The sequence below is a fragment of the Kyrpidia spormannii genome, assembly GCF_002804065.1.
In the GTDB taxonomy this organism is placed as follows: domain Bacteria; phylum Bacillota; class Bacilli; order Kyrpidiales; family Kyrpidiaceae; genus Kyrpidia; species Kyrpidia spormannii.
This window is the reverse complement of record NZ_CP024955.1, coordinates 1,356,061-1,378,894: the sequence shown is the minus strand read 5'-3', so window position 1 is coordinate 1,378,894 and position 22,834 is coordinate 1,356,061. Positions and strand designations below refer to the sequence as shown.

Annotated in this window: 25 protein-coding genes and 3 tRNA genes; 4 read left to right on the top strand and 24 right to left on the bottom strand. The window is 60.5% G+C overall.

Features of this window, described 5'->3' with window-relative positions:
• Positions 1 to 117: 117 nt before the first annotated feature.
• The 14 genes from CVV65_RS07000 to CVV65_RS06945 all read right to left on the bottom strand — a co-directional run bounded on the left by CVV65_RS07000 (position 118) and on the right by CVV65_RS06945 (position 13,542).
• Complete coding sequence (locus CVV65_RS07000) at positions 118 to 870, bottom strand: RCC1 domain-containing protein (RefSeq protein WP_100667520.1); 753 nt, start codon at positions 868 to 870, stop codon at positions 118 to 120.
• A gap of 406 nt (positions 871 to 1,276) precedes the next feature.
• On the bottom strand, positions 1,277 to 1,567 hold the full coding sequence (locus CVV65_RS06995) for a hypothetical protein (RefSeq protein WP_133121247.1): 291 nt from the start codon (positions 1,565 to 1,567) through the stop codon (positions 1,277 to 1,279).
• 237 nt (positions 1,568 to 1,804) lie between these two features.
• A complete protein-coding gene (locus tag CVV65_RS06990; protein ID WP_100667518.1) occupies positions 1,805 to 5,263 on the bottom strand; it encodes a pyruvate carboxylase in 3,459 nt (1,152 codons plus the stop codon).
• 97 nt (positions 5,264 to 5,360) lie between these two features.
• Entirely contained in the window at positions 5,361 to 5,948 is a 588-nt protein-coding gene (locus CVV65_RS06985; RefSeq protein WP_157935422.1) for an RsfA family transcriptional regulator, read from the bottom strand.
• A gap of 118 nt (positions 5,949 to 6,066) precedes the next feature.
• Positions 6,067 to 6,213, bottom strand: coding sequence for a hypothetical protein (locus CVV65_RS16755; RefSeq protein WP_157935421.1), 147 nt, complete (start codon positions 6,211 to 6,213; stop codon positions 6,067 to 6,069).
• 31 nt (positions 6,214 to 6,244) lie between these two features.
• Positions 6,245 to 7,477, bottom strand: a complete 1,233-nt coding sequence (gene thiI / locus CVV65_RS06980) for a tRNA uracil 4-sulfurtransferase ThiI (protein ID WP_100667516.1) — start codon at positions 7,475 to 7,477, stop codon at positions 6,245 to 6,247.
• 5 nt (positions 7,478 to 7,482) lie between these two features.
• Complete coding sequence (locus CVV65_RS06975; RefSeq protein WP_100667515.1) at positions 7,483 to 8,631, bottom strand: cysteine desulfurase family protein; 1,149 nt, start codon at positions 8,629 to 8,631, stop codon at positions 7,483 to 7,485.
• Between the two features lie 108 nt (positions 8,632 to 8,739).
• Positions 8,740 to 9,792: a glyceraldehyde-3-phosphate dehydrogenase gene (locus CVV65_RS06970; RefSeq protein ID WP_100667514.1), complete on the bottom strand. Its 1,053-nt coding sequence runs from the start codon at positions 9,790 to 9,792 to the stop codon at positions 8,740 to 8,742.
• A gap of 231 nt (positions 9,793 to 10,023) precedes the next feature.
• Complete coding sequence (locus CVV65_RS06965; protein WP_100667513.1) at positions 10,024 to 11,151, bottom strand: class I SAM-dependent methyltransferase; 1,128 nt, start codon at positions 11,149 to 11,151, stop codon at positions 10,024 to 10,026.
• Positions 11,148 to 11,726 (bottom strand): ATP-dependent Clp endopeptidase proteolytic subunit ClpP, encoded by a 579-nt coding sequence (clpP, locus tag CVV65_RS06960; RefSeq protein ID WP_013075880.1) that lies wholly within the window; start codon positions 11,724 to 11,726, stop codon positions 11,148 to 11,150. Before clpP ends, CVV65_RS06965 begins: the two co-directional genes overlap by 4 nt.
• Positions 11,727 to 11,890: 164 nt before the next feature.
• Positions 11,891 to 12,052: a hypothetical protein gene (locus tag CVV65_RS16935; RefSeq protein WP_170085439.1), complete on the bottom strand. Its 162-nt coding sequence runs from the start codon at positions 12,050 to 12,052 to the stop codon at positions 11,891 to 11,893.
• A gap of 99 nt (positions 12,053 to 12,151) precedes the next feature.
• Positions 12,152 to 12,625: a cysteine hydrolase family protein gene (locus tag CVV65_RS06955; protein WP_232059647.1), complete on the bottom strand. Its 474-nt coding sequence runs from the start codon at positions 12,623 to 12,625 to the stop codon at positions 12,152 to 12,154.
• A gap of 4 nt (positions 12,626 to 12,629) precedes the next feature.
• Positions 12,630 to 12,923, bottom strand: coding sequence for a hypothetical protein (locus CVV65_RS06950; protein WP_100667511.1), 294 nt, complete (start codon positions 12,921 to 12,923; stop codon positions 12,630 to 12,632).
• A complete protein-coding gene (locus tag CVV65_RS06945; protein ID WP_100667510.1) occupies positions 12,916 to 13,542 on the bottom strand; it encodes an LON peptidase substrate-binding domain-containing protein in 627 nt (208 codons plus the stop codon). The genes CVV65_RS06950 and CVV65_RS06945 overlap by 8 nt, the downstream gene beginning before the upstream one ends.
• A gap of 159 nt (positions 13,543 to 13,701) precedes the next feature.
• Between CVV65_RS06945 and CVV65_RS06940 the strand changes: the two genes are divergently transcribed.
• The gene (locus CVV65_RS06940) at positions 13,702 to 14,142 is read left to right on the top strand and encodes an IDEAL domain-containing protein (RefSeq protein WP_100667509.1); all 441 of its coding nucleotides are present in this window, start codon (positions 13,702 to 13,704) and stop codon (positions 14,140 to 14,142) included.
• A gap of 55 nt (positions 14,143 to 14,197) precedes the next feature.
• Here the strand turns inward: CVV65_RS06940 and CVV65_RS06935 are convergent, their stop codons facing one another.
• Positions 14,198 to 14,707, bottom strand: a complete 510-nt coding sequence (locus CVV65_RS06935) for a hypothetical protein (protein WP_100667508.1) — start codon at positions 14,705 to 14,707, stop codon at positions 14,198 to 14,200.
• Positions 14,708 to 15,127: 420 nt separating this feature from the next.
• On the opposite strand from CVV65_RS06935, the gene CVV65_RS06930 reads away from it, so the two are divergent.
• The 3 genes from CVV65_RS06930 to CVV65_RS06920 all read left to right on the top strand — a co-directional run bounded on the left by CVV65_RS06930 (position 15,128) and on the right by CVV65_RS06920 (position 16,186).
• Positions 15,128 to 15,514, top strand: coding sequence for a YlbF/YmcA family competence regulator (locus tag CVV65_RS06930; protein ID WP_157935420.1), 387 nt, complete (start codon positions 15,128 to 15,130; stop codon positions 15,512 to 15,514).
• 57 nt (positions 15,515 to 15,571) lie between these two features.
• A complete protein-coding gene (locus tag CVV65_RS06925) occupies positions 15,572 to 15,874 on the top strand; it encodes a DUF1292 domain-containing protein (RefSeq protein ID WP_100669258.1) in 303 nt (100 codons plus the stop codon).
• 129 nt (positions 15,875 to 16,003) lie between these two features.
• Positions 16,004 to 16,186, top strand: a complete 183-nt coding sequence (locus tag CVV65_RS06920) for a zinc finger protein 62 (RefSeq protein ID WP_013075890.1) — start codon at positions 16,004 to 16,006, stop codon at positions 16,184 to 16,186.
• A gap of 96 nt (positions 16,187 to 16,282) precedes the next feature.
• Here the strand turns inward: CVV65_RS06920 and CVV65_RS06915 are convergent.
• The 9 genes from CVV65_RS06915 to CVV65_RS06875 form a co-directional block, all read right to left on the bottom strand.
• A tRNA-Gly gene (locus CVV65_RS06915) sits at positions 16,283 to 16,356 on the bottom strand.
• Positions 16,357 to 16,359: 3 nt separating this feature from the next.
• Positions 16,360 to 16,453, bottom strand: a tRNA-Ser gene (locus tag CVV65_RS06910).
• A 321-nt stretch (positions 16,454 to 16,774) separates the two neighbouring features.
• A complete protein-coding gene (locus CVV65_RS06905) occupies positions 16,775 to 18,091 on the bottom strand; it encodes a glucose-6-phosphate isomerase (protein ID WP_232796770.1) in 1,317 nt (438 codons plus the stop codon).
• Positions 18,092 to 18,271: 180 nt separating this feature from the next.
• Positions 18,272 to 19,234, bottom strand: coding sequence for a TIGR01777 family oxidoreductase (locus CVV65_RS06900; RefSeq protein ID WP_100667505.1), 963 nt, complete (start codon positions 19,232 to 19,234; stop codon positions 18,272 to 18,274).
• 28 nt (positions 19,235 to 19,262) lie between these two features.
• On the bottom strand, positions 19,263 to 19,430 hold the full coding sequence (locus CVV65_RS06895; RefSeq protein WP_100667504.1) for a cation-transporting P-type ATPase: 168 nt from the start codon (positions 19,428 to 19,430) through the stop codon (positions 19,263 to 19,265).
• Between the two features lie 106 nt (positions 19,431 to 19,536).
• On the bottom strand, positions 19,537 to 20,187 hold the full coding sequence (locus CVV65_RS06890; RefSeq protein WP_100667503.1) for a L,D-transpeptidase family protein: 651 nt from the start codon (positions 20,185 to 20,187) through the stop codon (positions 19,537 to 19,539).
• 294 nt (positions 20,188 to 20,481) lie between these two features.
• A tRNA-Arg gene (locus tag CVV65_RS06885) sits at positions 20,482 to 20,556 on the bottom strand.
• A gap of 101 nt (positions 20,557 to 20,657) precedes the next feature.
• Positions 20,658 to 21,434, bottom strand: coding sequence for a type 1 glutamine amidotransferase (locus tag CVV65_RS06880; protein ID WP_100667502.1), 777 nt, complete (start codon positions 21,432 to 21,434; stop codon positions 20,658 to 20,660).
• Positions 21,382 to 22,827: a Mur ligase family protein gene (locus CVV65_RS06875; protein WP_198592158.1), complete on the bottom strand. Its 1,446-nt coding sequence runs from the start codon at positions 22,825 to 22,827 to the stop codon at positions 21,382 to 21,384. Before CVV65_RS06875 ends, CVV65_RS06880 begins: the two co-directional genes overlap by 53 nt.
• Between the last annotated feature and the right edge of the window lie 7 nt (positions 22,828 to 22,834).

The window sequence follows — 22,834 nt, the reverse complement described above, 5'->3', positions numbered from 1 at the left end:
GCCGACCGAGGCCGAAAACTTCTCTGAGAGCCTCCTGCGCGTCACTGATCATAAGATTTCGTCATTTTTCTTCCCAGACCCCTCAATCTCGCTCCGCGTCCCTCGCCCTTAAGTCGATCACCGGCCCGGGACAATCGAACCGGTACAGATGGGCGGAGATAAACTTTCTCCTCGGCAGCGAGAAAAACGCCGCCCCTCGACCTGAACCGGGAAGTCCGACGAAGTCGTAGACCCATCCCCGAGCTGACCCGAGGAATTCTTCCCCCAAGCAAACACCCGGCCATCGTTCGTCAGCGCCAGGCTGTGATTGCCACCCGCTGCCACAGCGACCGCCACGGTCGAGGCCGTGGTCAACCCCTGAACCTGAACAGCCGACAAAGCGCTGTTGGTCGTCCCATCTCCAAGCTGACCATATGAGTTTGCCCCCCACGCGAACACCCGGCCATCTGACGTGAGAGCTAGACTGTGGTACGCGCCCGCCGCCACGGCTTGAATCGTGGAATCGGTGGCCAGCCCCTGTACTGCAACAGGCGTCGACGAATCGGCCGATCCGCCGTTGCCGAGCTGACCAAAGGCGTTCCAACCCCAGGCGACAACTGCACCCCCTTGGGTCAACGCCAGAGTGTGGCCGTCTCCGGCCGAGATCTGCCTAAACCCTGACATCGTGCCCGCCGGGCCGGGGGTTTCGCGACGTTGGGTCGTTCCATCCCCCAGTTGGCCGTGGCCGTTATTCTCCCAACTCCACACCGTGCCGTCCGACGTGACGACCAACGAATGATTGCCCCCCGCAGCGAGCGCCACTTGACCCAGACTGGCGGCCGATGCGGGCTGTACCGGCCAAAGCGCCCCGGCGACTGAGCAACCACCCACCTGCTCGCCTGTGAACGGACGGGTATCGCCCCCTTCTCCCTGGGCCTATCTGTATTCGGTTGTCAAAACCCATACTTTTCGTTTCTCTCCATTCCTCGCCCTAGACTGGCCCGGCCGCCGAACCCGGACCGCCCGACCTTCATCTGTCGTTCCCGGATGGTCGAGATACCCCATGTCCAGTTGATCCGCATCCCACGTCGGCGGACCGGCTGTATGCCAAGGCCTGCTCGGCCTCCTTTCTGGGAAGGGACCAAGGCTCGGCCAGATTATTAAGAAACCAACTTTAAAACTGGTTAAAAAACGAAAGGGCCCACCTATTTTTTATAAAAAATAGGCGGGCCCCGAACTTGACCCCGCAAACCCGGTCCCTTTTAGTCAATTTTCGCCTTACCCCATGGCCCCTACATCAATAATGATGATGCGCCTGGGCGATGGCCATCGCCTTGTGATGATACGGATGGTGGCCGTGCATCATGTGCGTGATCGCCATCTCGTTATAACGGATCATGACCTGGCGATAATGCATCATCATCAAAAGCTGCTCCCGGCGCATCATCATCTCGTGCATCCGGTCCAACACCCGCAGGTACCGCTCCATCCGATCGAGATCGTCGTCGTGCACTTCTTTCACTTTCTTAAAGCCATCCTGCCACAACAGGTCCCAATCCAAATCAAAGGTGCTCGCAAACAACCCCACGCAGCCCCTTTCCCCTAGGTTTGCGTCCGCTAACCAGGATATTCAGGGGCCACTACCACCGACATCTGTCCCGATGAACTTGGGCCGCGCGCCGGTTTTTGATCCACAGAGCCATCCGTCGGCCGTGTCGCCGCCCGGCGGTTCGCGCGGGGGCGCCTCCTCCCCCCGGCCGGCTCCATCGTTCCTGCTCACCACGTGAAGATCGCCCCGCCGCACCGAGACCGCCAGCCTCCGCTCTTACTGCCCGGCCACCTTCTCCATCACCAGCAGCAAATCCCCCGCCTCCACAGAATCCAATTCCTTCACCAGCACCTCCCTCACCACTCCGTCAAAAGGAGCTTGGAGCGCCGTTTCCATCTTCATCGCCTCGGTCACCATGAGGAGCTCGCCCCGCCGGACCTCATCCCCGGGTTCTACCATGATTTTGCTCACTTTGCCGGGCATCGTGGCCCCGATCTCCCCGGGCACCGCGGGGTTGGCCTTCCGCCGCTCTTGGACGAGCACTTGGGCACTTTCGTCCCGCACCGTCACTTCCCGGGGCGTGCCGTTGAGTTCAAAATAAACCACCCGCGTGCCGTCCGGCCGAAGTTCCCCTACCGAGGTCAGCTGCACCATCAGCGTCTTCCCCGGCTCGATATCGACGGTGATCTCCTCCCCCAGGCGCAGACCGTAGAAGAATGTCGGGGTGTCCAGTACCGACACATCTCCGAATTCCTCCCTGTGCCTCACAAACTCCTCAAACACCTGGGGATACAGCGCATAAGACAGCAGGTCCCGATCCGAAAAGGCCCGTCCAAACTTCTCCTCCAGATGCCGCCTCGCCGCCGCAAAATCAAAAGGTTCCAAGAGCTCCCCCGGCCGGCAGGTGATCGGTTCCTTGCCTTTGAGAACCACCTTCTGGAGCTCCGGCGGAAAACCTCCCGGCGGTTGGCCGATGTACCCCCGGAAAAACTCCACCACCGACTGGGGAAAATCCACCGTCTCCCCTCGGGTGATCACATCCTCCGGGGACCAGCCATTTTGAACCATAAACAGGGCAAGATCCCCCACCACTTTGGACGAGGGGGTCACCTTGACGATATCCCCGAACATATCGTTCACCGCCCGGTACGCCCGCACCACCTCATCCCAACGGGTGCCAAGCCCCACCGCTTCGGCCTGCTGGCGGAGATTCGTAAACTGTCCACCGGGCATTTCATGATAATAGACATCTGTGGAAGGCGCCCGAAGCCCGCTCTCAAAGGGCTCATAATAGCACCGCACCACTTCCCAGTAGTGGCTTAAGCGGTCCACCGCCCCGAGATCGATGCCCGTGTCCCGCTCCTGAAAACGCAGGGCCGCCACCACCGCCCCCATACTGGGTTGAGAGGTCAGACCGCTCACGCTGTTGATCGCCGTATCCACAATATCCACCCCGGCCTCTGCGGCCTTCAGGAGCATGGCCACGCCATTGCCGCTCGTATCGTGGGTATGAAGGTGAATCGGTATGCCGATCTCTTCCTTTAGCGCCCGGATCAAGACTTCTGCGGCATAAGGTTTGAGCAGCCCGGCCATGTCTTTGATCCCCAGTATATTCGCCCCGGCCCGCTCAAGGTTTTTCGCTAGGTTTACATAATACTTCAGCGTATACTTGTCCCGTTTCGGATCGAGGATATCCCCGGTATAACACAGCGCCGCCTCGGCCACCTTCCCCTCCCGACGCACCGCATCGATCGCCAACTCCATCCCGGGCAGCCAGTTCAGGCTGTCAAAAATCCGGAACACGTCGATTCCCGATCGGGCAGCCTCCCGCACAAAGGCGGTGATTACGTTGTCAGGATAGTTTGTGTATCCCACGGCGTTGGCACCGCGAAAGAGCATCTGAAAAAGAACGTTCGGAGCCGCCTCCCGCATCCGGGCAAGGCGCTCCCAAGGGCACTCCTTCAAGAATCGCATCGCCACATCGAAGGTGGCGCCGCCCCACATCTCCCACGAAAAAAGCTGGGGAAGCCCCTTAGCCGTCGCCTCCGCCACCCGGAGCAAATCCTGGGTCCGCACCCGGGTCGCCAAAAGGGACTGATGGGCATCACGGAACGTCGTGTCGGTCACCAAAAGGGGCTTTTGCTCCATCACCCAGCGCGCCAGGGCCTCGGGCCCCTCCCGGTCCAGGATCCCCTTGGCTTCACTTGGGGCCACATCGGGAAAATCCGGAACCAAAGCCTGCCGAAACCGCGGTTTTTTCTCAGGTTTTTTGATGCCGGGGTGGCCGTTCACCGTGGTCCGCCCGATAAACTGCAGTAATTTGGTCCCCCTGTCCCGCTTTTTTGCCGTCCGGAACAGCTCCGGATGTCCGTCGATGAACGAGGTATCGCACCGCCCGGCGAGAAAATCCGGATGCTGGACGACATTTTCGAGAAAGGGGATGTTCGTCTTGACCCCCCGGATGCGAAACTCCCGAAGGGAACGCAGCATCTTGTGGGCCGCGCTTTCGAACGTCAGGGCCCAAGCGGAGATTTTGACCAGCAGGGAATCGTAGTATGGTTGAATCACCGCCCCGGCGTAGCCGTTGCCGCTGTCCAGGCGGATCCCGAACCCCGCCGCACTGCGGTACGCGAGGATTTTGCCCGTATCGGGGACAAAATGATTGTCCGGATCTTCAGTGGTCACCCGGCATTGGATCGCATAGCCCCGGCGGTGGATCGACTCCTGACTCCGGATGCCGATGGCCGGGTCATCTAAGCGGTACCCTTGGGCGACGAGGATTTGGGCCTGCACCAAATCCACGCCGGTGATCAGTTCGGTGATCGTGTGCTCCACCTGGATCCTCGGATTCACTTCGATAAAATAGAACGACCCGTCCGGGGCCACCAGGAATTCCACCGTTCCGGCGCCGACGTATCCCGCCCGGCGCATCAGCCGGAGGGCCGCGTCGCAAATCGCCTGGCGCTGGGGCTCGGTCAACGTCAGGGCCGGGGCGATTTCCACCACCTTTTGGTGACGGCGCTGGATCGAGCAGTCCCGCTCGAATAAGTGCACCAGATTGCCGTGCCGGTCCCCCAGGATCTGCACCTCGATGTGTTTCGGGTGCTCCAGGAATTTTTCAAGATACACCGTGCCGTCCCCGAAAGACTTTTCCGCTTCTGAACGGGCCAGGCTCAGGGCCTCTTCCAGATCTTCCTTGTGGCGCACCACCCGCATGCCCCGGCCGCCGCCCCCGGCAGCAGCCTTCACAATCAAAGGAAAGCCGTGCTCCCGGGCGAATCGCAGGGCGTCCTGGAGTTGGCGCACAGGTTCCGGGGTGCCGGGAATCACCGGCAGTCCCGCGTCCACCGCCATCTGGCGGGCCGTCACCTTATCCCCGAAAGCTTCCAGATGCTGAGGCCGCGGCCCGATAAACGCAATGCCCTCTTTTTCGCAACGAGCGGCGAAATGAGCATTCTCGGCTAAAAATCCATAACCCGGGTGGATGGCGTCGACCTCTAACCGCTTCGCCAAGGCGATGATGCCTTCGATGTCGAGGTATGCCTCCACGGGCCCCTTGCCTTCCCCGATGAGGTAGGCCTCGTCCGCCTTATAGCGATGCAGTGCCAGGCTGTCTTCCTTGGAATAAATCGCGACCGTATGAATGCCAAGCTCCGTCGCCGCCCGAAGGACGCGGATGGCGATCTCTCCGCGGTTGGCGACGAGGAGCTTCGAGAATGGACGAATCTCTTGCATGACGGCCCCCCTCCCGGTCTTGTTCTCCTGGGCTCCAGTATACAATAAGATGTCTGCATTGCCCAAGAGCAAGGATTCAGGCCGACTCATGCCGGTGTCAATCGGACGATTCCGTCTCCCCCACCACCCGGCGCAGACACACTTCTGTCGCCCGGACATTTCGCTCCGCCCGGTCCATGATGCCAAGTATCGTCCGGTAATCGTCGGACAAACTTTCGTACCGCTGTTTCCAGCGCTCGCAGGTTTCTGCCAACTCTTCCCGCTCTTCCCGCAAGACGGCCAATTCCTCCCGGGCGCGCTCAAGGTCCCGCTCCAACTGTTTCACCCGGACGTACAGCCCCTGGTACTCTTGCTTATACTGGCGCAGAAAACGAATGACGCCCCCCCACGATAAAGAAGGCTGGGCTTCACTCCCTTCCCGGGCCCGTTCCCAATCCGCCCCCCGGCGCCACGGAACCCCCCGGGCTTTGCGCTGCCTTTTCGCCACGTCGATCGCCGGCTGACAATGTTTTCGTATACAGGCATTCCAGCGGTATCCACAAGCCGCCGCCGTCCGATTTAACAGTTCCGCCGCTTCTTCAAAGGCGGCGAGTTGAGTACTCCCTTCCCGGATGTGCCGCAGCACGATTTCCGCCAGGCGGGTATCGTCTTCCGCCGTCCAGGCATCCTGTCGCATCGTTTTCATGCAGAATCCCCCATATTCCGTCATCTATCCCCGGTATACCCCTCCTTCCGAATTCTTAAACCTCGCACCTCACAAAGAAGGCGGGTCTGCCGACCCGCCCTCGCAATCCCCCGAACCTCTACATGACCCGCCGCCTCAGGCGTCCGATCCACGCCTGGGCCGGATTTTGCCGCCGGCGCAGTAAGGCCGAGCGGACAGTCATGATCCCGCCGATGATCCCCAGCACCGTGGACAGGGTGCGCATCCATCGCCTTGCTGCTCCCATGAAGACCCCTCCTTTTGATGGTGGGTCAACTCTAGTATGCCCCGTTCATGGAGCCCGCCGGCGACCAGTTCCTCCCAAAGGTTGCTGACTCTACGCGATCTGCCGCATCGCGCGTCAACGCTTCGACGTCGAGCTTCTCCTCCGCCCGGTGAACCTGGTCCAACCGGGGCCGGGTGCTCGGGTTTCGCGGCGTAAAAATCGTGCAACAATCCTCGTACGGTTGAATCGAGGTCTCGTATGTCCCGATGCTGCGGGCGAGGCGGATGATCTCCACTTTATCCCAGGCCACCAGCGGCCGCAGAATGGGAAGGGTCGCGACTTCGTTGATCGCCACCATGCTCTCCAGGGTCTGGCTCGCCACCTGGCCGAGGCTTTCCCCGGTCACCAAGGCCAAAGCCCGTCGCCGGGTGGCAATGCGCTCGGCGATCCGCACCATCATCCGCCGCATGATCGTCACGTAGAAGGGTTCGGGGCAGTGCATCCGGATGGCCTTTTGAACGTCGGTAAAATGAACCACATGCAAGGTCATCCCGCCCTCAAAAGGCCCCAGGATGTCAGCCAGCTGCTCCACCTTTCTCCGGGACCGTTCACTGGTGAAAGGATAACTATCAAAATGGACCGCCTCCACCTGAACGCCCCGTTTCATCGTCATCCAGCCCGCCACCGGGCTGTCGATCCCCCCGGACAACAGGAGCATCGCCCGTCCGCTCACCCCCACCGGGAGTCCCCCCGGCCCGGGAATCCTCTCGGCAAACAGGTACACCTCCTCCGGCCGAACCTCCACAGCCAGTTCCACCTGGGGCTCGTGGACATCCACCCGCAACCCGGGAACCCGGGCAAGCACCGCGCCTCCCAGCCGGCGGCTAATGTCCGGCGAGGTCAAGGGATAGCCTTTGAACGCCCTCCTGGCCTCCACTTTGAATGTCAACGGTTGATTCGCGCTGCCCCCACCGGCTTCAGCCTTTTTCACCACCTGCTCCATCAGGTCCACGGCGGCGTTTTCGATGTCCTCTAGGTCGTGCCCCGCCACCCGCACCGGACTGAGGGAGACCACTCCGAAAACCCGGGATACGGCCTGGGCGATCTCTTCCCAGGGATGTCCTCCCACGTCCACCAACACCCTCCCGTCCGACCGGTACACTCGCGCCTCCGTGAAGGGCCGCAAAGCCATTGTTATATTGTCCAACAAACGGCGCTCAAAAGAGGACCGGTTCTTTCCCTTAAGCGCCGCCTCGCCTTCCCGCACCAGCAATAATCGATACATCCCGCCTACCTCCGCATCATCGGCCGCAGTTCTTTCACCACCTCGGCCAAGGCCACCCCGGCCTCCTCCACTTCGGCCACAGTGTTGAAAGGGCTAAAACTGAATCTCAGCGCCCCTTCGTTCACCTCCGGCGCCACCCCCATCGCCCGGAGAACGTGACTGCCCTTCGCCGATCTGGAGGAACAGGCTGAAGCGGTGGACACGTAAACCCCCCGTTCCTCTAAAGCGTGCACCAAAACTTCTCCTTTAAAGCCGGGGAAAGACAGGTTCACGATATGAGGCGCCCCGTCTGGGGGTGAATTCAGCCTGTGTCCGGGCACCTTTTGCCGCAACACCTCGATAAAAGCCGCGTGAAGCTCCGACAACTGCCTGACGGCTTCCCGACCGTGGGCCAGCCACCACCGGCAGGCCGCCCCCATTCCGGCGATAGCCGGCACCCCCGGGGTTCCCGAGCGCCGCCCCGCCTCTTGGCCCCCACCGTGAAGCAGCGGCTCGCATTTCAGGCCTTCCCGGATATACAGCGCTCCTGCTCCTTTGGGACCGTGGATTTTATGGGCGCTGAGAGAGATCAAGTCGACTCCGGTCAAAGGTACGGCCAATTTGCCAAAAGACTGGACCGCGTCAATATGAAAAATGACCTTGGGCAAGCGCTTGAGCTGTTGGCCCAGGGTCTGTACCGGCTGAATCGCTCCCGTCTCGTTGTTGACGTGCATCACCGAGACCAGGATCGTGTCTTCCCGCAACGCCCCAAGCACCGCCCGGGCATCCACCACTCCGTTTGGTTCCGGAGGGACCCGGGTGACCTCGAAACCGACCTGCTCCAGGAAACCGCAGGTTTCCAGAACGGCGGCGTGCTCCACCGCCGTGGTCACGATGTGCTTGCCCCGTCCCCGGTGTGCCAGGGCCGTCCCCACCAGGGCGGCGTTAATCGCCTCGGTGCCCCCGGAGGTGAATACGATCTCCTTCGCTTTGACGCCGAGCAACCGGGCCACATCCGCCCGGGCGTCCTCTATCACGTCCTCCGCCGCCAACCCCAGGCGATGCGCCGAAGAAGGATTGCCGTATTGCTCCCGCAGTGCAGCCGTTGCCGCCTCCACCACTTCCGGAAGCGGCCGCGTGGTCGCACTGTTGTCTAGATAGATCAACCGCTTCACCTCCCACCGCTGGCGGTTCGTTTACCATTATAAAAAAGCCCCGGTCAACGGTACAACCGCTGTCCAGGGCTCTTTGTTCTCGGGACCCGGAGCCGGAGCGATCCGGGATCAGCCGCCGAACGCGCCCACCACGGCCTCCCCGGGCGTTTGACGCTCCAACCCGTGCCGCCCAATATAACGAACCAGATCCACCACCCGGCAGGAGTACCCCCATTCGTTATCGTACCAGGCCATGACCTTGATCATCCGGTCTCCCACCTGCATTGTGGAGAGTCCATCCACGATGGCCGATGCGCTGCGTCCGACAAAATCGATGGAAACCAGGGGCTCCTCCGTGTAATCGAGCACCCCACGCATCTGACCGAGGGAGGCCTCCCGCAACGCCCGGTTGACCTCCTCCACCGTGGCCGGCTCTTCCAAGGTCGCCACCAAGTCCACGATGGATACATCCGGAGTAGGCACCCGGAGGGAGATCCCGTCCAGCTTACCCGCTAACTCCGGCAATACCTTGCCCACCGTTTTCGCCGCGCCGGTGGTGGTGGGAATGATCGACTGCCCACACGCCCGGGCCCGGCGCAGATCTTTGTGGGGATTATCCAAATTCCGCTGGTCATTGGTATAAGCGTGAACCGTCGTCATCATGCCCTGAACAATGCCAAACCGGTCGTGAATCACCTTGGCCACCGGAGCCAGGCAGTTCGTCGTACAGGAGGCCGCCGAAAGGATGTGATGCCGGGAAGGATCATACACATCTTCGTTGACACCCATGACGATGGTGACATCTTCGTTTTTCCCAGGGGCTGTAATGACCACTTTCTTCGCGCCCTGCTGCACATGTTTACTGGCTCCATCCCGATCCCGAAATTTCCCCGTCGCCTCGATGACGATGTCGACGCCGAGATCCCCCCAGGGTAGCTGCAGTGGATCCCGATCGCTCAGCAGCCGGATCTCCCGGCCGTTCACCCACAGGCAACCGTCCCCGGCCTCCACGTCTCCGCGGAATAAACCGTGGACCGAGTCGTACTTCACCAAGTGTGCCAATGTTGCCGCGTCCGCTGTGGCGTTGACGGCCACGATATCCACATCGCTAAATCGCAGTGCCGCCCGCAAAACCATCCGGCCGATTCGTCCAAATCCGTTGATGCCGACTCGAATTGCCATCGACCTGCCTCCCTACCCGCAGATTCCTCCCTTCCATTGTACATGGTTTCACCCGATTGTTCTATACTGTTTTTCATGAGCCTTGAAAAAGTATGTCACATTTCCGCGAACATCGGGAAAACCCATCAAAGTCCAGAGCCTGTGATTACGGTTGCGCCCCCCGGAGGATAAACGCCAGCCCCATGATCAGAAACAAGGCGCCGGCCAGCACAAGAGCGATGGATAATTTCTTCAGCATTCCGCATCGACCCCTTTACGGATCTCCAACACCCGAAACGCTTCACCGAGACCCCCGGGGAGAAGGAGTTGTTTGATCGCGCGATTCCGCCGGGCCCGGGGATCAAAGGGCTGGTCCGCTGGGCAATCGGACAATTCCCGGGCAATTCCCGCATCCCACAGAAATTCGCCCAAGGACCCTTCAAAAACCACTTCTCCGCCCACTGCCTGGGCGACCCGCCGTAAAACCGTGAAATTCACATCCGCCGTGATATCCCTCTCCCCCGGCTCGTCCCACCACCGATCGAGACACCGGTGCTGAAAAAATGCCCGCAGGGTACCGTGGGGACGATGCGGTCCGTACAGGCGATCCTCGTCGTCCCCGTAATCGACAATGAGGACCAGCCCTTCCCTCAGCTGTTTAAACACGCGACGAATCCAGGCCGTGGCACCGGGGGCCACCTCGAACCCGCACTCGGGAGGTACCCGCGGGCGCCATTCTTCAAAGGCCCGGCGCCCCTCAGGCGAAGCCGGGCCGTACTTTCGAAGCCACCGACCGTCCGGTCCTAGATCCACCCAGGCCTCCTCCAGCCCCTCCGGGCCCCGCCGTAACAAGTGGGCAGGCATCGCATCCAAAAGCTCGTGGGCGATCACTATACCCCGGTCCAACCTCGGCATCTTCTCGGGCCAATCCACCGCCGTCCCGTAGTTCTCCAATCGGCGGGCCTGGTGCTTTCTCCAGGCCGGGGAGATCTCCACGATGGAATACCGGACACTCCCAACCCCCACCTCCGGCCACGCGGCGAAAATCTGCTCCGCCAGCCGTCCGGTCCCGGCGCCAAACTCCACGATTCGTACGTCCGGCCACCCGTACTGGCGGGCGCGCTGCGCCGCCCAAGCCGCGATGGTCTTTCCGTAAACCGGGTGAACATCCGGGGCGGTGTAAAAGTCCCCAGCCCGCCCAAACACATCATGTTCTCTCATGTAATAACCGCCCGCCGGGTCGTACAGCGCCCACTCCATGAAAGTGAAAGCGGTCATAGGCCCTTTCTGGCGAATCCGCTCGGCCAATCGCTCTTTTAAGGGGACCTGCCGCGAAGAAGCACCGGGTTGCCGGGGCTTTGGATCCGACACCTGGCTCACTGTCGGATCACGTCGTCGATCAGGCCGTATTCCTTCGCTTCATCCGCCGACATAAACCGATCGCGATCGGTATCCTCCTCAATCCGGGACAGGGGCTGACCGGTCCTCTCACTGAGAATTCGGTTTAACTTTTCCCGCACCCGCAGAATTCGATCCGCATGGATCTTGATGTCCACCGCCTGTCCTTGGACCCCGCCCAAGGGTTGGTGAATCATGATTTCGCTGTTGGGCAGAGCCCGCCGTTTTCCCTTCGCTCCAGCTGCCAATAGCACCGCTGCCATGCTCGCCGCCATCCCCACACAGATCGTCGCCACATCCGGACGGATGTACTGCATCGTATCGAGGATCGCCATCCCTGCCGTCACCGATCCCCCGGGGCTGTTAATGTACAGCGACACGTCCTTTTCCGGATCCTCGGCCGCCAAGAAAAGCAGTTGGGCGATCACCGAGTTCGCCACCTGGTCATCGATGGGCGTCCCGAGAAAAATAATCCGGTCTTTCAGAAGACGTGAATAAATATCGTACGATCGTTCCCCGCGACTTGTCTGTTCCACCACAATCGGTACAAAATACATACTTTCCCCTCCTTCATCCACCTTTATCCCCATTATGCCATATCGAACTTCAAAGGTCAAAAATGGTCAAAGAAAAAAGCGCCCCAGTATCCTTTGACCAGGGGCGCTCGTTCAAGCCTGACCCGGGCCCATACCTCGAACAGACTGACGGCAACCGGTCAGCCCTACCGAAACCGGACCCCGAATTTCCCCCGGCTGGTCCGGTACAACTCCACTTCCTTTGGGGGGGTGGGTCCATGAATCCGTTTATCCCCTTCCACCCACATGACGGCGCAGTAGGCTTCGAACTTGCTCTCATACAGTCCTGCCCAGTATATCCAGGACATGTTCCATCCCCTTCGCCGCTTTTCGCTTATTGTGCGATGTCGGCAAAGGGTTTATGCTCTCCCCACTCGCAAGGCGGGTGGCCTAAGCGGGACAGATCCTCACATCCAGACCCGGTCCCCGCCCACGTTTAGGATATTCTCATGACCGAGAACCTGCCCCATGACTTTCATCGCCATGGTGTTGGAACCGTGGGTAAAATACGACCCGCACAGCCGCTGCAGGATCTTCACCTTATAACCGGCGTCCGTGAGGGCAAACATCGTGGCCAGAATTGTGGTCTCAGAATCCACTCCCGCCAGGTGAACCTCTTCGATTCGAGCTTTCTCCAGGTGGTCCCGCACCTCGGGGTTCAGGGCCGAGTACGTCGTTTTCTCCACCACCACCGCCTTGTCGTGGTGCAACAACAGCGTATCCTCGCCTCGGTTATCTTCGTGCACCCAGTGAGTGAGAATAATGAGATCATATTCGTGGCCATGTTCATCCAGGTACTTTTGGCATAGGGTCTCAATGTAATCCAGGGTGTTCCCCAAAAAATCCTCTTGTACATCGGTGATCAGCAGTGCCTTTTTCATCGCCTCACGCCCTTTCTCCGCGATCGTCAGATTCCGTCCTCATGGTATCATCGGGAAATTCGCTTGTAAATCGCTTCACCAAACCGGCACAGACCAGTCTTCCTACTGCCTGATAATACCCCGACGCCGCTTCAAGTAAACGGTCAATCAACTCTTCGGGACAGCCTGTCGCTTGACAGACCTCCCGCTCTCGATGGAGCAACGGGCCGAACTCTGTCACTTCCCGCCTGGCGGACTCCGCAATCCGGTCCAACTCCTGCAACGGATACCACTCCCAGCCCTTTGCTCCCTTACCCACAGCGACCTCCCCCCGGCTCCGATCGACTCGTCTGATGCAAGGCTTGTTCGAGCCACGAGGAGAGAATGAGCAGCCGTTCACTGGCCCTACCCGAGGCGAGGAGTCGCTGCCGTTCCATGATGTCCAGCTCCAAGGTCCCAGCCACCAGCCAGGTCAGCCGGGCAGGATCCCGGGGGATGTGCCAAGAGGTCTGATTCTGGGGTCGGCGGGCAGCGTTATAATGGTGAAACTGCGCCCTTACCCGGGCGACCAACGCCTCAATCTCCCGAAACGGCTCTTCCACATCGTAGAGGGGTTGTACCCGGGCGGTAAGACAGGGGCCGTCATAGGCGCTATAGAGAACGCGGAACCGTTGGCGGCCGGTCACCTTGACCGACATTCTCCCGTCCGCGAATTGAGTGACCTCCTGAATCCAGGCCGTTGTGCCTACCCGATGGGGCACCGCCTCATCGCCGACCTCATCCCCGCTTTGAATTAAGGTCACGCCAAAAGGCACCCTTTGCATCAGACACCACTCGATCATCGTGCGGTATCGCCGTTCAAACACGTGCAAAGCCAGAGTCTGGCGGGGGAAGAGCACGGTGTGTAACGGAAACAGCGGGAGGTCAAACCACTCCAATGGAGAATCCCTCCGTTCATGCCTTTACGGCTCGGATTTTCAACCGGATATGCCGGATCCTTCGCGAAATTTGGGTTGTCCGTCCGCCCCATTCTGCGTATGATGATACATAAGAACGAGTTATCTGCTCGTCGGATGATCCGTAAGGAGGGTGGAGCAATGGTGGCCAAGGAGCATCTGCTTGCATTGAAAAACCGCATCCTCCCCCCCGGGGCCGGTCCGGTCATTGAACTGCTCTCCCAGCACCATCAGCAACTCGAGATGACCTCGATCATCCTGGAGCACGTACCGCTCATCATCATCGGTCGCCACGGCATGATCGCCCGGCTGCCAATCGACGGACGGATCACCAAGCTGAGTCAGCCTCCCGAGATCCTGACGTCTTTGCAGCGATTCTTTGAAGGCGAACAAATTTTGTACGTGTTTATCAACCTGCCCGAAATCCAATTCCCCGCCGCGGTGACGGAAGTCATTCGCGAAGTGGAGGAACGCGTTCAGAAACGGGATGAGTTGATGCGCCAGATCGATGAAGCGCTGGAACGCCGGGACCGGGGAGCCTTTCTTCGCCTCGCGCAAAGCCTTGCCCAGCTGGAAGAGTAACCCATCGCCGGGTCAAACCCGGCGTTTTTTTGTGCGAACCGCCCTCAGAGACGGCCTATTCCCCCTCTTCCCCCATTTCGGAACCCTCCTGGCGGATGTCGAGCAGATGACCATACCGCTTGACGAACACTTCGGAAATCTCCCGGTGCTCCTGGCCGTTCAGAGGCTCCACCGCCACCTCACCCGGTTCGCCTTCCAGCCGGAAAAACCAGATCATCGGGTTGGTCTCGGCCTTGCGATCGTAATAAGCTCCGTAGCGCCTTCCCCGGTGTTCAAACAGGGCACCCAGAGCCGCCTCCGCCACCTCGTCCTCCTCGTGCACCGACACAAAAAAGACATCCCCAACCTCCGCCAAAACCCTCTCCGTGAATGTCTCGCCCGGATACTCGAGGACAGTGGCCCCGCCGTCATCCCCTTCGTGCAAGACGTAAAGGTCCCTCCGCCCATCCCGGTCGAACTGCCAGAGCACCAGGTGGGCCTCCCCGTAAAAAAATGCGTACGGCCGGGCCTTGGTGAACGTAAACACCACCTTCGTCTCCCCCCGAATCCCCGTACGTGTGAACATGGCAGCGGCAGGGCTTCCCCCTGCCGACCGCCGTCAACGTTTCCAAGACAGATACTGCTTGCGCACCGCTTCTTCGGTGTTCTCTTTCGTCAAAGACGCGCACATAAACAATAACGCCACAATCGCAGCCGCCGCGGCCACCACCCCGAGCATAACGAATCCGCCTCCTTTTCCAGTACCCTTCCCCCTAAGCATAAAAACAATCCAATGTCCCCGTCAAGTCAAGCCAACACTTTTCCCGGATTTCTACGTTCCGTCGACGTCATCAAATTGTTCCTTCACTCAATCCCATCCGCCTTGCACCCGATATCCACTCCGAATACAATCGAAACGATACGATGATCCTGGGCCAACACGCCGGACGCCCAGACCGTCCAGACGGCTATCCGGGTCCGAAAGCCCAGTCAAGGGGGAACGATCTTGGCTTTAGACGTGAACGAATTATGGGCACAAGCCTACGAACTGGGACTGCTCATCGCCGACTCTTCGGAAATCGAAGCGTACCGCCTGGCGGAGAAAGCCCTGGGCGAGAACGCCGAAGCCCAGGCACTCATGAGGGAACTCCGGGAACAACAAGAACAGCTGGACCGCCTCAGGGCTTACGGCTCCGGGGAACATTTGCGGCCTCTCGAGGAAAGCATCGAGGAGATTCTGAAAGCCCTCGATGCCATCCCCGAGGTCGTAGCGTTCAAGAATGCCCAGCAACAGGTGAACGACCTTTTGAAAGAGGTGACCCGGACCATCCTGTCCGCCATGCAGGATCCTCCTGAACCTCCACCCGGCCCACGCGATTGCGGTTGTGATTAAGGTTGCCGAGGAACGGAAAAACATGCTATGATGAGTCGAATTCCCCGAGAGGAGTCGATGGTATCCGTGCCTCATGACAACCATGTTCACGACGAACACCACGACCACGATCATGACGAAACCGTTCTCCTGGAGGACGAGAATGGAAACGAGCGGGAATTTCGGATCGTCGACGTGATTGAAGTTGGCGGTAAGGAATACGCCGTTCTCGTGCCCGAAGATGAACCCGAAGGAGACGGCGTCGTCCTCCGCATCGACACCGACGCAGATGGCGAAGAATATTTAGTGGACATTGAAGACGATGCGGAATGGGACCGGGTCGTCCAGGCGTATGAAGCCGCTGTTGAGGAGGACAACTGACCTCGGCGTCCACCCCCGGCTCGATAACCATGGCGCCTTTCCCCGTCTCTTCGGGCCGGGGGACTCCGATTTTATCGATCGCAAGAAGCCGCAGAAATGCGGCTTTTGTTCTCAGGGGGGGACCGGATTATGGAGATTTTCGTCGTGTGCCCGACCTGTCAACGCCACGACTATTATGAAGTTCCGGAAGACCTGGAGGTGGGGATGTACGACCCCGAACCCGTCGGCCTCTGGCGCTGCCCGAACTGTGGCCGGGAATACGCCGTCCGGGTAACGGTGACCCTCCACCCGCTGAGCCGCAAAAACCCTTGATTCTTTCAGCCGGGATCCCACCGATACAGGCCATGTAGTAAAATGGATCCCTCTTCAGGGATCCATTGTTTCGATAAAATTACATTGTCCACGACATGGAGCGGGTGATGGGAATCGAACCCACGTAACCAGCTTGGAAGGCTGGGGCTCTACCATTGAGCTACACCCGCGAATGGCGGAGTGAGACGGATTCGAACCGTCGATACGGCTCGTCGCCGTATACTCGCTTAGCAGGCGAGCGCCTTCGACCTACTCGGCCATCACTCCGCGGGACAGCGGCCATGAGATAAGCGGGGACAACTCTCGCTAAGTCCGTCCCGGGTCAACAACCAGGACCAGCAGCCGCAACGGGCAGTTTTCATTGTATCGATTCCAGAGTCTCCATGTCAACTGCTCGGCTCGTCAGGATCGTCATGTCCTCCCCGAAAATCGCCATTCATGGCGGATATGCACCTAAAACGACACAATACGCCCGGAATCCGGCTCCAATCACAGAACAGCATCTTACACCAACCACAGTTCGTGGCGAGGTTGGCACCTTTTTTCTTCACTGCTTCGGCATTGCCCATCTGGAGGATTTTTTGGCTTCTAGGCTCCGGCAACCGGCCCGCTCAACAAACGAGCTTTCAACTTGCGTTTGTATGCCTCCACTCCGGGTTGGTCATAGGGATCCACCCCGAGCAGATAGCCGCCCAGGGCGCAGGCCGCCTCGAAGAAAAAGACTAATTCGCCGACCAATTCCTCCCCCGGCCCTTTCGCTTCAATCCAGAGCTGGGGCACCCCGCCCTCCCGATGCGCCTCCATCACGGCCGCCATCGCCGCCTCTTGGAGATCATCCAGTCTCTTCCCGGCAAGATAAGCGGAGGCCGCGTCCACATCGTCCGGAATCACCGCCCGGGGATCCGGCGGCTCCCCGTTAGCCGGCTGGGGCGCCGAGGACCCATCGACGTCGAGGACCGTCTCAAACAACAATCGCCGTCCCTGCTGGACAAACTGCCCCATCGAGTGTAGATCTGTCGTATAATGGAGAAACGCCGGAAACAGCCCCCGGCCATCCTTCCCCTGGCTCTCCCCGAACAATTGTTGCCACCAACGGGAAAAGTCAGCCATTCGGGGCTCGTAAGTCACCAACGCCTCCACCATCCAGCCCTGCAAATACAACAAGTGTCGTGCAGCGGCGTACAGGATTGCCGGATTCGCCCACAAATCCAAACGACGGCACTCCTCCCATCCCCGCCGGGCTCCTGTCAAAACGCGCCGGATATCGATGCCCGCCACCGCTGCCGGGAGCATCCCCACCGGTGTCAACACCGAGTACCGTCCCCCGATGTCCGGGGGTATCGGTAGTCGGCGATATCCCTTCTCGACAGCGTATTCTCGCAGCGCCCCCCGCTCCGGATCGGTCACCACGTAGATCCTTTCCCTGGCCTGGTGGCCGTAACGCCTCTCCAAGTTTGTTCGCAACAGATGAAACACGGCCCCGGGTTCCAAGGTGGATCCCGATTTTGAAACAACGACGAGCGCAGGCTCCCGGTCGTCGAGGTCGTCCATCAGCCGCAACAGTTCCCCCTCGCTCAACTGATACCCCGCAAATACCACCGGAAATCCCCGGGACCCGGAAATTTCCGACCCCGGGCGGAGCATCGCCGTCATCGCCCGGGCACCCAGGTACGACCCGCCGATCCCCACCACCACCGCCACATCCGCACGGGAGCGAATCTCCGTGGCCGTCGCCTCCACTTCCTGCCACAACCCGTCATGGTCCTCTTCCGGCCAGGTTAACCACCCCTTTTTTCCCTCGTCCTCTTTGGGGTCCCACAGTCGACCCTGGGCGGCTTCCAACTGACTCATCAGTCGGCGGAGCGCCTCACCGGACACCCAGGGCTGCGCCCCATCCACCTGCACACGAATCAACCCATCTCCCCCTCTCCCACACTGGCCCCAAAAGGTTTCCCCGGCCCCTCGGCCATCCGCCCCCAATGCGTCCCGTGCGGAGACAAACGTTTCCTGGAGCGGTCGCCCCGTCACTTCCCCTCCATGGTGGCCTCCTGCACCTCGGAAGACCTCGTCGTTCGTTCCCCGCCCTCAGCGTTCCCCACCTTTGAAAATGTCAGCCAGCGCCCCTTCCAGATCCGGGTGCCGAAATACATAGCCCCACTGCTCCGCCCGTTTGGGCAACACCCTCTGGCCCCGGAGCAACACGTCCGCCCCCTCACCGAAAACGACCCGCAACGCCGCCCCGGGCACCGGCACCCGGTAAGGCCGGCCCAGCACCCGGGCCAGGGTGCGCCCGAAGGTTTCCATCGTCACGGGATTGGGACTGACCGCGTTGACCGCCCCTTGGACAGGACGTTCGATGGCAAATCGAAAAAGCCCCACCGCGTCTGCCAGGTGTACCCAGGAAACCCACTGCCGACCCGTGCCAATCCTCCCGCCGATTCCTAAGCGATAAGGAAAAACCATCCGGGGCAACGCTCCACCCTCCCGCCCCAGTACCACCCCGAGCCGAACCCTGACCACCCGGGCGCCGAACTTTTCGGCGCGAAGCGCTTCTTCTTCCCACATTTTGACCACTGTGGCGAGAAAATCATCCCCGCCTGGGTCCTCTTCGGTAAACACGGCGGTCTCAGAGGTCCCGTAGAATCCCACCGCCGAAGCGCTTACCAACACCGGACGGCCTCCGCCAGGGACCTGAGCGGAGGACAGGACCTCCACCACCCGCCGGGTGCTTTCCGCCCGACTCCGGAGGATCGCCTCTTTCTGCCGTTTTGACCAACGCCGCCCCGCGATGGGCTCACCAGCCAAGTGTACCCAGGTCTCGACCCGCTTGCGACGTGCCCGGTCCATCAGTACATCCCATCCGCAGACCTCCACCTCCCCCACCCCCGCACCCGCAGGAACGGTCCGCCGAAACCGTTCCGGGTCCCGAGTCACGATCATGACGCCATACCCGGAGTGGAGCAGGTCTCGAATTAGCGCCCGGCCGACAAAACCTGTTCCCCCGGTAACGCCGACGATCCCCGCGTGTCCAACCCTTTGACTTATCATCTGGCCGCCCTCCTCGTTCCCGGGCGATCTAACCCTCGAAAGGCAAGAACATCGGCTCCCGTACGACTTCGAAGACAATTCGGCTTAAGGGCTTTCGCCGTGATTGGGGCAAGTGGTTGAAGCCTTTCACCCGCAACCGCTGAGCCGCTTCCCGCTCCGTGAGCCCGGAATGCATCGGGGCTTGCTCCTCCCCCATCTTACCCTCCTCCGCACCACTCCACCAACAAACAGATCGGGCAATGCCCCCCTTATGATACCATCCGGGCCGGGCGGTCGGCAGTCCCACCGGGACGAGAGTCACATTACTCGATCAATCCCAAAGCATGATAATCCCGCACACTCACCACTCCGTCCACCGGAAGATGCTGACTTCTTTCAAACGCTTTGAGGGCCGCTTGAGTGGACAACGAAAAACGACCATTGCAGGGACCCCGGTAAAAGCCCAGGCGGAGCAACCTGTCCTGGACCAGCCACACATCCGTTCCGATATCGCCGTCCTTGAGCCGGCGCATGTATTGCAGCGGGTCACCGACGATGCGCACCGGGGTCCCGACCCGGATCATCTCGTACAGCTCCTCCACGTCTCGGTTCCTCATGCGGATGCAGCCAGCGCTCGCCGACCACCCGATGGAATGGGGACGATTTGTCCCGTGAATGCCATAGATACCCCATGGAACATTCAAACCGAGCCAGCGGGTGCCAAATCCTCCACCCCAATTTTTATACTTGTTGATGAGTTTCCAATTGCCGATGGGGGTGGGACTGTCGGGTCTCCCGAGCGCCACCGGATATTGTTTAATGGCAATGCCGTCCCGGTAGACAGTAAGTCGGTGGGTATCGGTGTTCACCTCAATCTGCATAAGCGGCCCGGACTCGGCGCGGACGTGGACGTTCCCCCCGAGCCCAAGCACGACAAGGATACACACACATAGAGTAATCCGCAGCGCACGCACCAACCCGTTCCCCTCTTTCTCCCGGGGGTCTCCACAACCAGGGCAGGATTTGCTGCGTGTTATTGTCTTCAACCGACGTGGAATGATACTCTGGCGCTGTCAAGAGAGATAGACAACGAAAAGAGGCGAAACCTTCCGCGGGTCCTTGCCCCGCATACAGCATTCGGCGGGTCCCCGTTGGGCAACGTGTGTCCCCATCCCAGCCAGGATTGCCCGGCGCAAATAAATCGAGGGCTGGTGTTGATAAACACCAGCCCCAAAACCAAAAAAGGGAACCCCACGCCGTTTAAAACATGGCGCGCCTACCAGGACTCGAACCTGGGCACCCGGCTCCGGAGGCCGGCGCTCTATCCACTGAGCTATAGGCGCACATCCTGTTCACATTCCTCCGCCCGAAAAGCGGCCGCGTCCATTTTCTCAACGCATCAATTATCTTACCACCACAATTAGCCGAGTGCAAGACCCTTGAATCATTTTTTTGTCCCGCCCGTCCCCACGTGGGGGGACTCCATGCCGTCCAACTCGGCTAACCGGCGCACCAGATGCTCCCGGGCCGCCTCCTCCCACCGGTCCACCAAGGACTTGAATCCCCCCCCTGTTCCCTTGCGTTCCAGGGCCAGCCCCAACAGCCAATCCGCCAGCCGCGGATTTTTAGCGAGCAGCGGCCCGTGCAGGTACGTGCCAAACACCCGGCCTTTCCGCGCCCCCTCGGTGCCGTCACTTCCGTTATTTCCACCCCCCCGGACCACCCGCATCCAAGGGTCGGTCCCCTCCCGAAGATACGTCCGTCCGGAATGATTTTCATACCCAAAAATAGTCTCCATCGGTCCATCCAGGGGACACTCCGCCATGACGTTCCCCACCATCCGCCTTTCCCCGGCTACAGTATAAGCGTCCAGCAGCCCGATTCCCGGGATCCTCTCACCAGACCCGGTTTCAAAATACTCCCCGAGTAACTGGTACCCACCGCAAATGGCCAGAACCACGGTACCCTCGGCCACGGCCTGCTCCACGTTCAACCGGCGGTGCTGAAGATCCCGGGCCACTAAACTTTGCTCCCGGTCCATGCCGCCGCCCATCATCAACAGGTCGCACCCCCGCACATCGGTGGCATCCCCGGCATCCACCCGCACCACCTCTACCTCGATCCCCCGCCAGCGGGCCCTCTTTTCGAGAATCATGACATTGCCCCGATCACTGTACAGATCGAGCAGATCGGGATACAGATGGCCGATGGTCAGTTTCATCGTCATGTTCCTCCTCGCCCCGCCGGACCAGCCAGTCTCTCAACGTGTATAACGATGTGTAAGTCGTCAACACATACACTGCTCCCTTTGGCCTGCCGGATCCCCCCCTCGTCACCGCCCGGTCCGCCGGGCTGGACGAGGCCGCCTCCACGCAGGCGACCGGATCCCGAATTACCCGAATCTCCGCCGGCCATTCCGCATATCGAACGCGAATCGCCATGTCCTCCGCTCGTGTGCCGGCACACCACGCCCGCTCGATCCCCTTGTCCTTCAGACGCTCCAGATCCGCATCCCAAATCCACGACACATCCGTTCCGTCGGCGTAGAGATCATTGAGCACCAACACCACGTCCGTGACTTCCGGGGTCCGCTCCACCACCTTTAATTGCTCGTTGAGGCCGGCGGGATTTTTCACCAACGCCAAAACGATCGGCCGGCCGGCAAGTCGAAACCGCTCCAGCCGTCCGAGCCCCGTCCGTATCCGGGCCATGGCTCCCTGTACCTGTTCCTGGGAGAGGCCCAGTGCCCGAACCGCTCCGTAGGCCGCGAGCACATTGTAGACGTTGTACAATCCCGGGGAGTCCAACCGGGCGGGTAGCCCGTCCACCTCAAAGGCCAAACCACCCTTGGCCACGCGAATGTGCCGGGCCGCAGGGTCGGGAAGGGGGCGTTCCCGCCCACAACCCGGGCAACGCCAGATGCCCAATTGCCCGTAGAAAAAACCCGCATAGCTCAAGGGATGGCCACAAAAGCCACAAAATTTCCCGTCCCGCACTTCCCGGGAGCGGGGTTCAAGCCACTCCGGCGCCTCAAGCCCGTAAAACTGCACCTTCCGGCCGTGCGGGGCCGCCCGGTAGGCCACCGGATCGTCCCCGTTGATCAGGCACAGGGAGCCCTCCGGAACCCGGGCCAAGGCCCCGGCGACAAGATCCACCACCCGGTCTAGTTCCCCGTAGCGATCCATTTGATCGCGGAAAAAGTTGGTGACCACAACGACCCCCGGACGGAGGTCCTCGACCACTTTCTCCACGGTGGCCTCGTCCACTTCAAACACCGCGGCCTCCAGGTATGAACGGTGTCTTTGCAACTGCTCCACCACCGCCGTGGCAATTCCTTGGACGAGGTTCGCCCCCAGGCGATTGCTTACCACCTGCCATCCGTTATCGTTAAGCCATGTCCCCACCAGGTTACTCGTCGTCGTCTTGCCGTTCGTCCCGGTGATCAGCACCACTCTGCCGGCAAACCGATCTCCGACTGCCGCCAAGAAACCCGGGCATAGCCGCATAGCGACGACGCCGGGCAGCGTCGTCGCCTTCCGGCCGGCGACCCGCAGGAATCGGGACACAATCCGGCCCGCTGCCAGAGCCGCCCAAAACTGCCATCGTCTCGCCACCCCAGCC